This is a genomic window from Actinomycetota bacterium (assembly GCA_030019255.1).
Classification (GTDB): Bacteria; Actinomycetota; Geothermincolia; order Geothermincolales; family RBG-13-55-18; genus Solincola_A.
Genome location: JASEFK010000002.1, coordinates 33,257 through 47,247 on the forward strand (window position 1 = coordinate 33,257; position 13,991 = coordinate 47,247).

The window sequence follows — 13,991 nt, forward strand, 5'->3', positions numbered from 1 at the left end:
CCTAACTCACCCCCTTCTCCTTCGCCGTGGCTCCCGACCAGCGGGCCACGGCCAACCCCTCCTCACTGGCCGCCTTTGCCAGCCTCTCCATCTTCTCCTCGGGGATGAGTCCCCGTCCCGCCAGGGTGAAGATTAGGTCCAGGCGCCGGTACTTGGCGTCGCAGGTGTTGTTGAAGGCCAGCAGGTCGTACCTCTCCACCGTGGGCAGCTGGTCCCGGATGAAGCGGGCGATGCGCCGCACGTTCTCCTCCGCGTCGGTGTAGCCGGGGATGACCGGGGTGCGCACCCACATGGGCTTCCCCGTGGCCGCCACCCGGCATGCGTTTTCCAGCACCAGGTCCAGGGGGACGCCGGTGTATTCCAGGTGGGCATCCGGGTCCATGACCTTGATGTCGTATAGAACCAGGTCGGCCAGGTCCACCAGGGGTTCCAATCTCTTCCAGGCCATGCCCCCGCAGGTGTCCAGGGCCAGGTGGATGCCCTCCGCCTTGAGCGCCTCCATGAGCGCCCGCGAGAACTCCTCCTGCAGGGCGGGCTCGCCTCCGGACAGAGTCACCCCTCCCCCAGACTTTTCGTAGAACACGCGGTCCCGCAACACCTCCGCGGCCACCTCCTCCACCGTCCTCTCCCTCCCTATGACCTCCAGCGCGGCGGCGGGGCAGGCCTCCTCGCACAGGCCGCAGGCGTCGCACCTCTCCCGGTCGATGACCATGCCCTCCGGGGTCAGGGTAAGTGCGCGGTGGGGACAGACCCGCAGGCAATCGCGTGCGCCGATGCAACGCACGTCGTACCACACCAGCTGGGGTCGCCGGTCCAATCCCTCCGGATTATGACACCAGGGGCAGCGCATGGGGCATCCCTTGAGGAAGACGGTGGTGCGGATGCCCGGGCCGTCCTCCGTGGAGTAGCGTTGCACGTTGAAGACCACGCCGCAGATCTTGCCGGGCTCAGAGGCGGTGGGATTCCCGGGCAATGATCTCATCCTGTATCTCCTTTCCCAGCATGACGAAGTAGGCATTGTAACCCGTGACCCGCACCAGCAGGTTACGGTACTCCTCCGGGCGGCGCTGTGCCTCCCGCAGGGTGTCCGGGTCGATGACGTTGACCTGCAGGGCGGTTCCTCCCTTCTCCCCGTAGGCCCGCAGGAAGGCCATGAGCTTCTCGATATGCTCCGCGTCCCGCAGCAGGGAAGGGCTGAAGCTTATGGTGTGGGAGGCCCCGTTGGGGGCCGTCTCCAGGCCCAGCTTTCCCACCGACAGGGTCACCGCCGTGGGGCCGTTGCGGTCCGCCCCGTCCACCGGCCCGATGGCGTTGGAGAGGTAGGTGCCCCTTTTCCTCCCATCGGGAGTGGCGGCGGTGGAGGGAGCGAAGGATATCCAGTAGTTCCAGGAGAGGTAGCCTCCGCGGTACCTCCTCCCGGTGGCCGGTGAGGTGCGCTTGAAGACCTCCTCCGTCCAGGTGCGGGAGAGCCAGCGGGCCACCTCGTCCGCGTAATCGTCGTCGTTCCCGTACTTGGGGGCCTTGTTCAGAAGGGTCAGGCGGAGGGCCTCGTGCCCCTCGAAGTTGTCCTCCAGGGCCTTCTTCAGTTCACCGAGGTTCACCTTGCGGTCCTCGAAGACCAATTTCTTCACCGCGGTGAGGGAATCGGCGGTGGTAGCGAAAGCCACCCCCTCCACGGTGATGTAGTTGTGGCGCGCCCCACCCTGGGTGATGTCCCTCCCCTTCTCCGCGCAGCCGCCCACCAGGGCGGAGAGGTAGGGAGTGGGCTCGTACTCCGCCCGGATGCGGTCCGCCTCGTCGCTGATGTCCAGCACGTAATCAAGGAGGGCCTTGAGCTGCACCTCGAAGGCCCGGCGGAACTCCTCCCAGGTGGAAAACTTTTCCACGGGCCCGGTGTCCGGCCCGATGCGCTTGCTGGTGGCCGCGTCCCGGCCGCGGAAGAAGACCATCTCCACCGCCTTGGCCAAGTTGACGTTGACATCCACGGTTCCCGAGCGGTCGTCCCCCTGCAGGGTGTTCTCCAGGCAGCCCACGGGGGCGTAATCCCACAGGCGCTCCTTGGGCAGGCCCTGCCACTCCAGGCCGCGCATGGCGTTCTCGTCGAAGTTCATCAGGAAGGGGGAACCTTGAGCCCGGGCGATCATCTCCGCCACCCGCTGCAGCAGGGGTTCTGGGGTCTTGGAATGCAACCGGATGTTGGGCTTGGGTTCCAGCATGTTCATCTCCTCGATGACCTCCAGAAGCAGCCAGGTGAGCTCGTTGGAGGCGTCGTTGCCCTCGGCATCGATGCCCCCCAGGGTCATGAGCTGCCCGAAACCCGAGTTGATGCCCTGGTTGCTGAGCACCCGGCACTGGAAGTCGTAGGCGTAGTTGTGCTTCACCCAGTAGCACTGCAGGATCTCCTTGGCCTGCTCCCGGGTCAGCCGGCCGCTATCCAGATCCTTCCGATAGTAGGGGTACATGTACTGGTCGAAGCGCCCGTGGGAGAGCCCTGCCCCGGGATAGGACTCGGCGGCCATGACCAGCATGTGGGTGAACCAGATGGATTGCACCGCCTCGTGGAAGGTCTCCGCAGGCTCCCAGGGGACCTTGCGGCAGATGCGGGCGATCTCCCGTAGCTCCATTGCCCGGGCCTCGTCCTTCTCCTCGCCCGCCAGCCTTTCCGCCTCCTCGGCGTAGCGCAGGGCAAGCTCACGCGCTCCCTCGCAGGCGATGATCAAGGCCTCCAGGAAATCCCGGTAGGAGGGGTCGTCGGACTCCCCGCGCCTGCGCTCCAGCTCCTCGCAGATGCCGCGCAGGCCCTCGCGGAGCACCCGCGGATAGTCGGGAATGAGATGCCCGGGAACGGCGCCGGTATTGCCGATGCCCAGCTCGTTTATCTCCGCGCACCGCTTCCACCACCGGTCCACAGCCTTCTTCCACCGCTTTCCCTCCTTCTTGTTGTGGCACTTGGAGAGGGCGGTGTTGAACTGGCCTCCCACGATAAGTTCGCCCTCCAGGATGTTCACCGGCAGGTAACGGCGCAGTACTTCACGGAAGAAGATCGCCCGGCGCAGTATGAGAGGTTTATCCCAGAATCCCTCCGGAAGCTCGACCTTGCGGGCCAGAACCTTGAGGGATTCCGCGAAGTCCCCCATGAAGGGGACCATCTCGGGTATGATGCCCCAGTTCACCGGGGACCACACCTCGTCCCATTCCGTTCCGGTGGTGAAGGGAAGCACCTCGTTGCGGAAATAGGGCCGCTTCTCGAGGGAATAGTATTCCTCCCGCAGCCTCCTCACCCGCGGGGACAGGTTATCCGAGGGCCGCCAGATGCGGTCCGGGCTCACTACTTCGCTTTCCCTCACCTTCCTCACCTCCCACGGCGCCGCCGGTCCTTGCGCCGGCATCGACCGGTATCCCGCTTGTTAATCGATAACAACCCTATGATAACCCATGCCCGGCACGCGGCGTTGACCCGGATTAAGGTCGAAGGGCCGCGGAAGATTTCCGCGGCGCGGAAGACAGCTCCGTCCCGGGGTCCTCGCCGGATTGCGCACGGGGAACCGGGGAAATTCCGCCGCCGGTCGAGGAGGGAACCGCCGATCCATGCACGGCATGCGGCATTGACCTGGATTAAAGTCGTGTAATCAGAGAAGGTTCTGCAATTGCCAGTCGAGGATGGACTTGCCCACCTCGAGGAGGCGCAGGTCGTTGAGCATGCGGTTGGCGTTGTCATCCAGGGGAATGCGGGCCTCCTCCACCAGGAGGCGCATGGATTCCACCCATTCGGGCAGTGCCTTGCCGAAGAAGAGCAGCAGCTCCAGGCGCTCCCTTCCGTCCTCCGTGTCCCCGAAAGTGAGCTCCAGGAGGCGCTTTCCGAGCACCCGGAAGGCGGTGAGTTCCACCTTCCTCTGTGCCAGCGGCGCACGCACGTCGGGCGGGATGGAGGCGGGGTCCAGCGGAGAGACCAGCAGGTGGTGCCAGCGCTCGAGGAAGGCCACGATGACCGGGATGACGGCCGTCCTCTCCCAGAGGAAAAGGGACCTGGAAATACGCTCGTGTCCCCATCCCTCCTCGCCCACCAGCCGGTCCCCGGGAACCCGGACCTCCTCCAAGATAACCTTTCCATGGGGAGAGGTGGCAAGAAATCCCAGCTCCACTTCCTCCACCTTCACTCCGTCGTTTTTCTCCACCAGGAAGGCGGAGAGACCCCTTTTCCCGGCCGCGGGGTCGGTGGCGGCGAGAACCAGGAAGATCCCCGCCGAGGGGGCGTTGGTCACCGGGCCCTTCTCGCCGCTTATGACGTAGCCTTCTTCCCGGCGTTCCGCCCGGGCGCGCATGCGGGAGGGGTTGGCGCCGGAACCCGGTTCGGAGATCGCCGCCGCGCCGATTTGTTCCCCGCTGCACAGAAGGGGGAGGTAACGCTTCTTGAGGCTTTCCGAACCGAAGGTCTGCAGGGGGTAAGCGCAGAGCATGACGTGGTCCAGGACGCTTAAGGCCAAGCCGAGATCGTAACCCTCCGCCGCCAGGATGGCCAGGCTCTCCACGAACTCCTCCACCCCGCCACCTTCACCCCCGTAGCGGCGCTTGATGGGCGCCCCGAGGATGCCCAGATCCGCCAGTTTTTTCCAGAGCCTCTTATCCAGGCCGCTTCCGGCCGCTCTCTTCTCCACGCTGGTTAAGACCCTGGTGCGGGCGAAGGTCCTCAGCTCCTTGGCGATCATCCCGCCTCCCGTTATAATCTAAATCTTCAGCCTGCGAATCCGTACTTAAGCCGCTTCCCTCGCTCCGTGCCGCCGTCTTCCGTTTTCCGGCATCATTCTTTATCCCCATGATAATCCGCGCCGTAATCCGTCGCAAACCTCCCCGTCCCGGGAGCGGGAAAGGAAAGCGGGCCAGGAACCCAAGATTACCGTGGGGATTTCCCTCAACCACGATGGATGGAGCAAAGCAAGGCCATCGCCATGATTACTCCGTCCAAGCCTCGAAGTGACCGGTGAGCCGGTGAATCCCAACCCGACGTATGATTGGAAACATCGCTCTTGGAGGGCGTTACTCGAGTCGACGACCCTCTCCCCGGCCACAGTTGGAGAAATCAATAAACGCGGGTGCGCCTGGACCCCGGGGATAAGGCGTGCCCGGGGCGCTTCATGGGCGTATCCCGATCGGTCCACCTGATAGGTCACGGGAAACCGGTGGTCTTTTAGGTGGTGAGAAATCCGCGTGCCCCGGGAACTTTCGGGGGTTCAGGCGCGGATGGCGTCGTTAAGTTGGCGGGCGTAATCGACCAACTCCTCCATGGTGGGGAAATCCTCGCTGGCGAAGCAGAATTCCTCCGACCAGGGGTTGAGGCGCAGGGATTCCCGCTCCTCCTCGGAGAAGGTGCGCAGGAAGAGGTTATAGAGCTCGGTGCCCCGGAAGACCACCAGGGGGAAGAAGGTGGCTTCCCGGATGCCCTCCTCCCGCAGGATCTCCACCGTGCGTTCCAGGCTCTTCCGGCTCTCGCCCGGAAGGCCGGCGATAAAGGTCAGGATGGGAGTCAGCCCGTGTTCCCGGGCCGCCCGCGCCGCGGAGAGAATCTCCTCCCGCGTGGTGCGCTTCTTCACCACCTCCCGCAGGACGCGGTCATCGAAGGATTCCGCCCCCAGGGCCACGGTCCGGAAGTTGCTCTCCCGGAGGCCCCGCAGCACCTCCGGCGTTAGGGAATCAGCGCGGGTCTGGATGTGGTAGGCGTAGGGGACCTCCCGGACCGTCTCCAGCAGGGCCCGCAGGCGAGGGCGGTTAAGGGCGAAGGTGGCATCCCCGAAGTAGAAGGAGCGCTCCCCCTCCGTGAAATGCTCCCAGCAGTAATCGAGAACCTCCCGCACGTAAGCCGGGGAATGGAAGCGGGTGCGGCGCTTCCACACCGCGGGGTCCAAGCAGAAGGTGCATTGTTCGGGGCATCCCCGCGAGGTAAGAAAGCCGGCGCCGGGGATGTAATCGTCGAAGGGGTTCAGGGACTTGAGGAGGCGGTGGCGGTCGGCGATGCGGAATTCCCCGGAGACGGTGTAGATGTGGGGAAAGCGGTCCAGGTCGCGTTCCCTCTCCCGGTCCGGGTTATGGATGATCCTTCCATCTCCGTCCCGCCAGGTAAGGCCGTCGATGCGGGAAAAATCCCTCTCCCCCCGAAGCAAAGCCCGCAAAAGCTCCAGGGTGGTCCACTCTCCCTCTCCTCGGACCACGAAGTCCGCCGCCCCATCCTCCATGATCTCCTGAGAGTGCAGGGTGGCGTAGATGCCGCCGGTCACCAGGACAGCCTCGGGGAGCATCTCCCGCAGCCGGTGCAGCATCTCCCGGGCATGGAGCGCGATGTAGTAGATGGAGATGGGAAAGAGAACCACCCGGGGTTGGAGGTCTCGCAGGGAATCTTCCAAGTTCTTCCTCATGAGCGCCAGGGCCTCCTCCCCGCCCACGGGAGCGGTGGAGCGGAAGTCGTCGGGAAGACCCTCCTCCCGCTCCCGGAACCAGGATTCCTCCCGGAAGACGTCGGCTACCAGGTTGAGGACCCGCGGTTCCCAGCCATGCTTCTTGAGGAAGGCGGCGATGTACATGGCCCCGTATTCCGGGACCAGCAGGGCCTTGTTGCGGATAGCCGCATAGCGCACCTGCCAGAGGGGATGGGGCTTGGTCTCCAGGAGCCCGTACCCCCAGGCGTCGGAGATGATCACCGGGTTAAGGCTGTCTTTCTCCATGCGCAAAACTTGATTGGTTTACGCGGGGCGCGGTTCCCTTGCCGAGCAAGCCGGGCTCCCACCTTGGTTCTTTCCGTATCTTCAAACCTTCCGGAGGGATATGTCAAACTGCATCGCTTCTCTTCCATCCTTTTCCCTCTCCATACGGAGTTAATAATAAACCAGTTTCCCGAGCGGCACCAAATGGCCGAACGCCAGCAATTTGAGCGGCGCACGAGCGCCTTACCGTCACCGCCCGGTGCCCTTTCAAGTCGTGAAATACGTAAAAAATCGACCTTTGCCACCTCACGGAATACCAGGTACCAGGAATTGAGTTGACGGCGCCGTGCCTGGTCGGCGCGACCGAAAGGCCTCGGAGCGAGCCTTGCGCCCGGGGGAGCGACGGGCATGACACCTAGCCGCTACGGCCAAGATCAGGGCCAAGGTGTCACCCTCAGCCCAGGATGCGCTCCACGCAGAGGATGGCCGAGCGAGCCGCCCCCTCGATGGCCAGGCCACGTCCCAGGTAGGTGTCCCCGGCGAAGTAGAGGCCGTACACGCCCGGGGCCTGAACGTCAGGCTTGAAATCCCCGGTGAGCCCCGGCTTGCGGGCCAGGCCGTCGCAACCCGCGGTGTAATAGGGGATGGCGAACTCCACCTCCCCGTCCTCGAAGCGGTACATCTCCTTGACGTCCTCCCAGTGGGCCTCCAGCAGGCGGTCCCGGCTGAACTTGTCCTCCACTTCCTCCGGCTCCACCACGTTGTCGGTGACCAGGAGGTAGCGGTCGGGCGGGGCCACGCCGGGGTCGAAGGCGGTGGGAGCGAAGGCCTGGAAGGGAAGCCCGGTGCGCGGGGAACGCAGGGCGGACATGAAAACCGTGCGCTCGTAAAGCGGTCTGCGGGTGGCGATGATGTAACCCAAAAGGCCGGTGCGCTCCCCGCGGATGTCCTCGATACGCTTCAGCCACCAGGAGGGAAGCGGGGAGTAGCGCCGGTCGAAGTCCAGGACTTTGTCCAGGTGCCAGATGGGAAGGGCCAGCACCACCAGGGGGGCGGTGACCAGGTCGGTGGAGGGGACGCGCCATTCCCGGGCGATGGGGCTTCCACCCTCCCGGGCCACCTTCACCCCGATTACCTTGCGCCCCTCGAAGACCACCATCTCCACCCTGCGGCCCAGCTCCAGCCGGCCTCCCATTTCCTGGAAGGCAACCGCCAGGGGGTTGATTATCCCACCCATGCCTCCCCGGGGATAGGCGGCGATGAGCACCGCGCGTCCCTTGCGCAGGGCTTCCCGGGCGATGTACAGGCACTCCCCCGCGGACTGCTCGCGGGTGTCGGGAATGGTGGTCATGATCATGCTCATGTTCTCCCACACCTCGCGCAGGCTGCCGGAGATGCCCTTCTCGTCCAGCCACTGGTCGAAGGAGCGGTTGTCCCAGGCCCGGAAGTCTTCCTCCTCCATGGCCGCCACCCCCTTCATGACCTCGATGAAGAGGGCCTTCTCCTCGTCCGTGAGGCGGATGAAGGACTGCATGTCCCGCCACTCCCCGTCCTGGTAGAGGTCCAGGGTGGTGGAAAAGGAGGCCCACTCGAACTCCACCCCCACCCTGGTCCCCAGCTGGTGGCAGTACCCCTTGTCCCCCATCTCGATGAGGTGCAGGCCGGTGTCCACCCGGTAGCCTCCCGGCAGGTCGTAGGACTGCATGCGGCCTCCCGGCCGGGGATACGTCTCCAAAAGGAGGGTCCTCTTCCCCGCCTGCTGCAGCTGGGTGGCCACCCCCAGCCCAGCGATACCCGCACCCACCACGATGGCGTCGTAGTCGCTCATTCCACTCCCTCCCTTTCAACACCTCCCCCTCCCGGAATGGCGTAACTCCCGTAAGGGCGATCGATGGTCCTCGGCCGCCGCTTTTGCGGCACATGCTCATCCTCCGGCCATGCGAGAAAGGAGGAATATCTCGTCCCCGTCGCGCAAGGGGGTGTCCGCGCCGGAAGAGGGCTCCCCCTTGCGCATGGCCACGATGAGGGGATGAAACCTCTCGTTCTCCGCGTCCCACATCTGGGCCGGCATGCGCGAGGCGTATTCCCTTCCCACCATCTTCAGCAGGTCTCCCAGGCGGGAACCCTCCGGCAGCTCGAATTCCTTTTCCTTGTCACCCAGGTGATGCCGTATCAAGCCCGTGAAACGCACCCTCACCCGCATCGGCATTCCCCCAATAACTCGACCTTCCGGCCAAATAGGCCTAGCCGAGCTGTTTTCCGATCCCGCGTCAGCTCTTCAATAAATTAACCCGTGGGGTCTTTCTCTTCCAAGTCTTTCCTTGCACATCGAAGGTTAAGGGGGCCGGGGATGACTGCCGGCCTCGCGTGGTTACCTCCCCTTCAGAGCTTGCCCAGGAGGAGGCGGCTGATGATCAGCTTCTGGATCTCCGAGGTGCCCGCCCCGATGGTCCCCAGCTTGGCGTCCCGCAGAGTCCTCTCCACCGGGTACTCGCGGATGTACCCGTAGCCGCCGAAGATCTGCACCGCCTCGCTGGCCACCCGGAAGGCGGCCTCGGTGACGAAGAGCTTGCACACGCAGGCCTCCATCATGGCCGGGATGCCCTGGTCCTTCATCCAGGCCACCCGGTAGACAAGCAGCCGCGCGGCGTCCAGCAGGCACTTCATCTCGGCTATCTTGAAGGCCACCGCCTGGAACTTGCCGATGGGCTTCCCGAACTGCTTGCGTTCCCGGGCGTATTCCACGCAGCGCTCGATGTTGGCCTCCATGCCTCCCACCGCCGGGGCCACCATGATGGCGCGCTCCCATTCCAGGGTGGCCTTGCCCACTCCATAGAAGCCTTCGCCTTCGGCCCCCAGGAGGTTCTCCGCCGGGACGCGGCAGTCGGTGAAGACCAGCTCGGCGGTGGGGGAGGTGCGGTTGCCCATCTTGTCCAGCTCCTTGCTCACCTCGAAACCGCCGAACTCCTTCTCCACAATGAAGGCGCTGATGCCCGCGCCGCCCTTCTCCTTGTCCGTCACCGCCATAACGATGCACAGGTCGGCAATAGGGCCGTTGGTGATGAACATCTTAGTTCCGTTGATGACGTAGTAGTCGCCGTCGCGCACCGCGGTGGTCTTAATGGAGGCGGCATCGGAGCCGGCGTCGGGCTCGGTAAGCCCAAAGCAGCTTATCTTCTCCCCGCTGCAGATGGACGGGAGGTACTTCTTCTTCTGCTCCTCCGTCCCCATCACCCATATGGGCACGGCCCCGATTATGGTGTGGGCGCCCCAGGAGAGGGACATCCCGGCGTCGCCGCCCCCGGCCCCGAAGGCGTCCATGGCGATGGCCGTGTCCAGGGCGCCGGCGCCGGAGCCGCCGTACTCCTCAGGGAAGGGCAGGCCGAGCAGGCCCATGTCTGCCATTTTCTTCCATCCCTCCCAGAAGAATTCCCCCTTGCGGTCGTATTCCTCGGTGTAGGGGGCGATCTCCTTGGCGGCGAATTCCTTGACCTCCTTGAAGAAGGCCTTCTGTTCCGGAGAGAGCTCGAAGTCCATCCTCTACCTCCTTTTTCCTCATCCGTTGCTCTCTTGCGAGGCCCTCCCTCTTACCTCTCATGACGGGGGCGGCGGAGGTTCGCCGGTCCGGGAGGACCCTGCGGGCCCCCGTCGCCGGCCGCCTAATATACTAACATCACTTCCGGCCGGGTTCATCACCCCGTCCTCAGCGCCCCAGCAGGGAACGGGCCATGACGATGCGCTGGATCTGGTTGGTCCCGTCCCAGATCTGGTTTATCTTGGCGTCCCGCATGAGCTTCTCCACCGGGTAATCGCGCATGTAGCCGTAGCCGCCGAAGACCTGCACCACGTCGGTGGTCACCCGCATGGCCATGTCCGAGCAGAAGGTCTTGGCCATGGCCGCCTCCCGGGTGAAGGGCATCCCCTGCGTCTCCAGCCAGGCGGCCTTGTAGTACATGAGCCTGCCCGCCTCGATGTCCATGTCCATGTCCGCCAGCATGAACTGGATGGCCTGGTTCTCGATGATGGGGCGTCCGAACTGCACCCGCTGCCGGGCGTAATCCACCGCCGCTTCCAGGGCGGCCCGGGCGATGCCCACCGAGTTGGAGGCCACGGACACGCGGGCCTTGTCCAGGGTGATCATGGCGATCTTGAAGCCCTGTCCCTCCTCTCCCAGGCGATCCTCCACCGGCACCCGGCAGTCGGAGAGGATGACCTCCGAGGTCACCGAGGCGCGCACCCCCATCTTGCGCTCCTTCTTGCCCCCGGAGAGACCTGGCGTCCCCTTGGGCACCAGGAAGCAGGAGAGGCCCCGGGTACCCCTGGAGGGGTCGGTGGAGGCGTACACGGTGTGCAGGTCGGCGATGCCCCCGTTGGAGATGAAGCACTTGCTGCCGTTGATCACGTAATAATCCCCGTCCCGGACGGCGGTGGACTTCACCGCCCCGGCGTCCGAGCCGGCCTCCGGCTCGGTGAGGGCCATGGCCGCCAGGGAGGGGCGGGAGGTGAGGTCGGTGAGATACTTCCGCTTCTGTTCCTCGCTTCCGGCCACCAAAAGAGGGGTCACCCCCAGGTTGTTGGCCCCCAGGATGGTGGCGAATCCACAGCACCCCCAGGCCAGCTCCTCATTCACGATGCAGGCGGTGAGGAAGTCCATGCCCTGCCCCCCGTACTCCTCGGGCACGTAGGTGTAGGTAAGGCCGGCCCGGAAGGCCTTTTCCACGAACCACTCTGGGTATTCCTCCCGCTCGTCGTACTCCGCGGCCACCGGCCGGATCTCCCGCTCCGCGAACTCATGGGCCACCTTGCGGACGGCCTCCTGCTCCTCGGTCAATTGGAAGGAAATCACCTCTGGCACCTCCCTCGCTCGCATTTTCCCTGCGACCTACCTGCCCTTGAAGGCGGGCTTGCGCTTCTCGATAAAGGCCCGCATGCCCTCCTTCTGGTCCTCGGTGGAAAAGAGAAGGCTGAAGCACTTGCGCTCGTAGGCCAGGCCGGTATAGAGGTCGGTGTTCATCCCCTCGTTCACGCAGGCCTTGGCGCAGGCCAGGGCCACGGCCCCGTTGCGGATGCAGCGCCGGGCAAGTTCCCTGGCCTCGTCCATGAGCCTGTCCACCGGGACCACCTTGTTCACCAGCCCCATCTCCCGGCAGGCCTGGGCGTCGAAGAAGGAGCCGGTGAAGATCATCTCCTTGGCCCGGTGGGGCCCGATCAGGCGGGGCAGGCGCTGGGTCCCCCCCGCCCCGGGGATGATGCCCAGGGTGATCTCCGGCATGCCGAAGACGGCGGTCTCCGAGGCCACGATCATGTCGCAGACCAGGGCCAGCTCGCATCCCCCTCCCAGGGCGTAGCCGCTGACGGCGGCGATCACCGGCTTGGGAATGCGCTCGATCTTCTCGAACCCGGAGAGGTCGGCTCCGTAGGCGTTGAGCATGTCCGGGGCGTACTTTCCGGCCATCTCCTTGATGTCACCACCGGCGGCGAAGACCTCCTCCCCGCCGGTGACGATCACCGCCCGCACGGAATCGTCCCGCGCCAGCATGTCCGCCGCCCGGCCCAGCTCGGCGATGAGCTCCAGGTTGAGGGCGTTCCTGGCCTCCGGGCGGTTCAGCCGCAGCACAGCTATGCCCTCCTCGTCACGTTCCACCAGAAGGTACCTGAATTCCGCGGTCTCAGTGCCCATCTCGCCTCCTCGTTCCTTTCCCTTCATGCCCGCGCCTGCCGGCGGCGAGGCCCTCTCCGCCGCCGTCCATCGGCAGGTCACCCGAAGCCCACGGCATCCGCGCTCATTTCGCCCCCCGCCTCATCCCTCCTCCGGCACGCGAGAAGATCACCTCTCGACGGCAACGTGGGCGCCTTCGCGCCTCTCTCCAACGCCGGGAGGAAACAGGAGGTCGAGGAAATATTTTCCACATACATCGCTCACTCCCTTCGGCGACGGGAGGAATATACCGGTGGACGATCTACACCTCGGTTTCCCGCCCCCGGGCGCGATAAACGCGCCGGATATATGGAAAACGAAATCGCTGAACGCGCGTGAAGCGGAAACGGCGACCGGCCGATGGAAAGGGCCGCCCCTCAAGATGCCGTAGAATCGGGCATCCCGAAGGTGCTGCCGCCCGGATGCCGAACCCGGTGGGCTTGCCGGCGACCGGAACCCCGCGATGCCCACCCTGAAGCCTATGCCCGTCCTCTCCCGGTATGACCGGCGATATCCCAGAGAAGATCTTCACTCGAAGAGGTCTTCCTCTTCTCCGCCCTCCCCCTCCCCGCCTTCCCAGTCGGAATCGCTCCCCGGAGCCTTGGACTCATTCTCCGTGGCTCCGGCCCTCTCTTCGGCGGCCCTTCCTTCATCCACGCCGGTGGACATTTCCTGCGAGACCCTCTTCTCTGCGAAGCGGCGCATGCTGCGCGCCGGATCGCCGCTCGCGAAGCAGGTGGAAAAGGATTCCAGTTCGAGCTCCATGCCCCGGGTGAGATCCAGGTCCAGGGAACGATTCAGGCAGCGCTTGGCCAGGTAGATGGCCGTCCTTCCTCCCTGGGACACCTTCTCCACCCATTCCCGCACCCGGGAGACCAGTTCCTCCTCCCCCACCACCTGGTTCACTAGCCCCCACGCCGCGGCCGTCTCCGCGTCCACCACACGCCCGGCGAGAAGCATCTCGCGAGCCCTTCGCAGCCCCACCAGGCGGGCCAGCCTCTGGGTCCCGCCCCCGGAGGGGATCATTCCCAGCCGGACCTCGGGAAATGCAAAGCGCGCTCCCGGGGTGGCCAGGGCCAGGTCGCAGGCCAGGCAGATCTCCAGCCCCAGCCCCATGGCCACGCCGTTCACCGCGGCGATGGTGGGCAGGGAGAGCTCGGCTATGCGGTCGGTGATCATCTGGGCCTCCCGGGCGCGCCGTCGCGCCGCCAGCGGCGTGGCACCCTCCAGTTCGCTCAGTTCCATCCCCGCGCAGAAGGCGTTCCCTCGGCCGGTGAAGACCACCGCCCGGACCTCGCCGCGGGATTCGAGGGCATTCAGGCAGGCCCAGAGGTCTCGGGCCGAACCCGGTTGCAGGGCGTTGAGCCTCTCCGGACGGTTGAAATATATCCATCCGGCGCCGTCGACCACCTCCCAGGCGATGGAGCCCCGTTCCTCCATCTCAGCCCCCTTCAAAAGCTTGGAAAGATGCCCTTTCCTCTCTCGGATGGTGAAACCCCATGGGCGCGCGCCCCCCGGCGTCACTCTCCGGCCACTACAGGACGGAGCCTGCAGCTTACGGCGGCTAACCTGCTTGCCGCCGGAATAATCATAAGGGTCCG

Annotated in this window: 10 protein-coding genes; all 10 read right to left on the reverse strand. The window is 65.0% G+C overall.

Annotation, left to right across the window (positions count from 1 at the left end; genetic code table 11):
- Position 1: 1 nt before the first annotated feature.
- The 10 genes from QME84_01840 to QME84_01885 all read right to left on the reverse strand — a co-directional run bounded on the left by QME84_01840 (position 2) and on the right by QME84_01885 (position 13,830).
- A complete protein-coding gene (locus QME84_01840; protein ID MDI6873017.1) occupies positions 2–982 on the reverse strand; it encodes a glycyl-radical enzyme activating protein in 981 nt (326 codons plus the stop codon).
- On the reverse strand, positions 948–3,347 hold the full coding sequence (locus QME84_01845; protein ID MDI6873018.1) for a pyruvate formate lyase family protein: 2,400 nt from the start codon (positions 3,345–3,347) through the stop codon (positions 948–950). The genes QME84_01840 and QME84_01845 overlap by 35 nt, the downstream gene beginning before the upstream one ends.
- A gap of 282 nt (positions 3,348–3,629) precedes the next feature.
- On the reverse strand, positions 3,630–4,706 hold the full coding sequence (locus QME84_01850) for an acyl-CoA dehydrogenase family protein (GenBank protein MDI6873019.1): 1,077 nt from the start codon (positions 4,704–4,706) through the stop codon (positions 3,630–3,632).
- Between the two features lie 522 nt (positions 4,707–5,228).
- Positions 5,229–6,713, reverse strand: a complete 1,485-nt coding sequence (locus QME84_01855; GenBank protein MDI6873020.1) for a radical SAM protein — start codon at positions 6,711–6,713, stop codon at positions 5,229–5,231.
- 433 nt (positions 6,714–7,146) lie between these two features.
- Positions 7,147–8,520 carry an FAD-dependent oxidoreductase gene (locus tag QME84_01860; protein MDI6873021.1) on the reverse strand — a complete coding sequence of 458 codons (1,374 nt, stop codon included), beginning with the start codon at positions 8,518–8,520 and terminating at the stop codon, positions 7,147–7,149.
- 96 nt (positions 8,521–8,616) lie between these two features.
- Positions 8,617–8,895: a MoaD/ThiS family protein gene (locus tag QME84_01865; protein ID MDI6873022.1), complete on the reverse strand. Its 279-nt coding sequence runs from the start codon at positions 8,893–8,895 to the stop codon at positions 8,617–8,619.
- Between the two features lie 179 nt (positions 8,896–9,074).
- The gene (locus QME84_01870) at positions 9,075–10,229 is read right to left on the reverse strand and encodes an acyl-CoA dehydrogenase family protein (GenBank protein ID MDI6873023.1); all 1,155 of its coding nucleotides are present in this window, start codon (positions 10,227–10,229) and stop codon (positions 9,075–9,077) included.
- Between the two features lie 166 nt (positions 10,230–10,395).
- Positions 10,396–11,535: an acyl-CoA dehydrogenase family protein gene (locus QME84_01875; GenBank protein ID MDI6873024.1), complete on the reverse strand. Its 1,140-nt coding sequence runs from the start codon at positions 11,533–11,535 to the stop codon at positions 10,396–10,398.
- Positions 11,536–11,574: 39 nt separating this feature from the next.
- Positions 11,575–12,372 carry an enoyl-CoA hydratase-related protein gene (locus tag QME84_01880; GenBank protein ID MDI6873025.1) on the reverse strand — a complete coding sequence of 266 codons (798 nt, stop codon included), beginning with the start codon at positions 12,370–12,372 and terminating at the stop codon, positions 11,575–11,577.
- Between the two features lie 546 nt (positions 12,373–12,918).
- Positions 12,919–13,830 (reverse strand): enoyl-CoA hydratase/isomerase family protein, encoded by a 912-nt coding sequence (locus tag QME84_01885; protein MDI6873026.1) that lies wholly within the window; start codon positions 13,828–13,830, stop codon positions 12,919–12,921.
- Positions 13,831–13,991 lie beyond the last annotated feature (161 nt).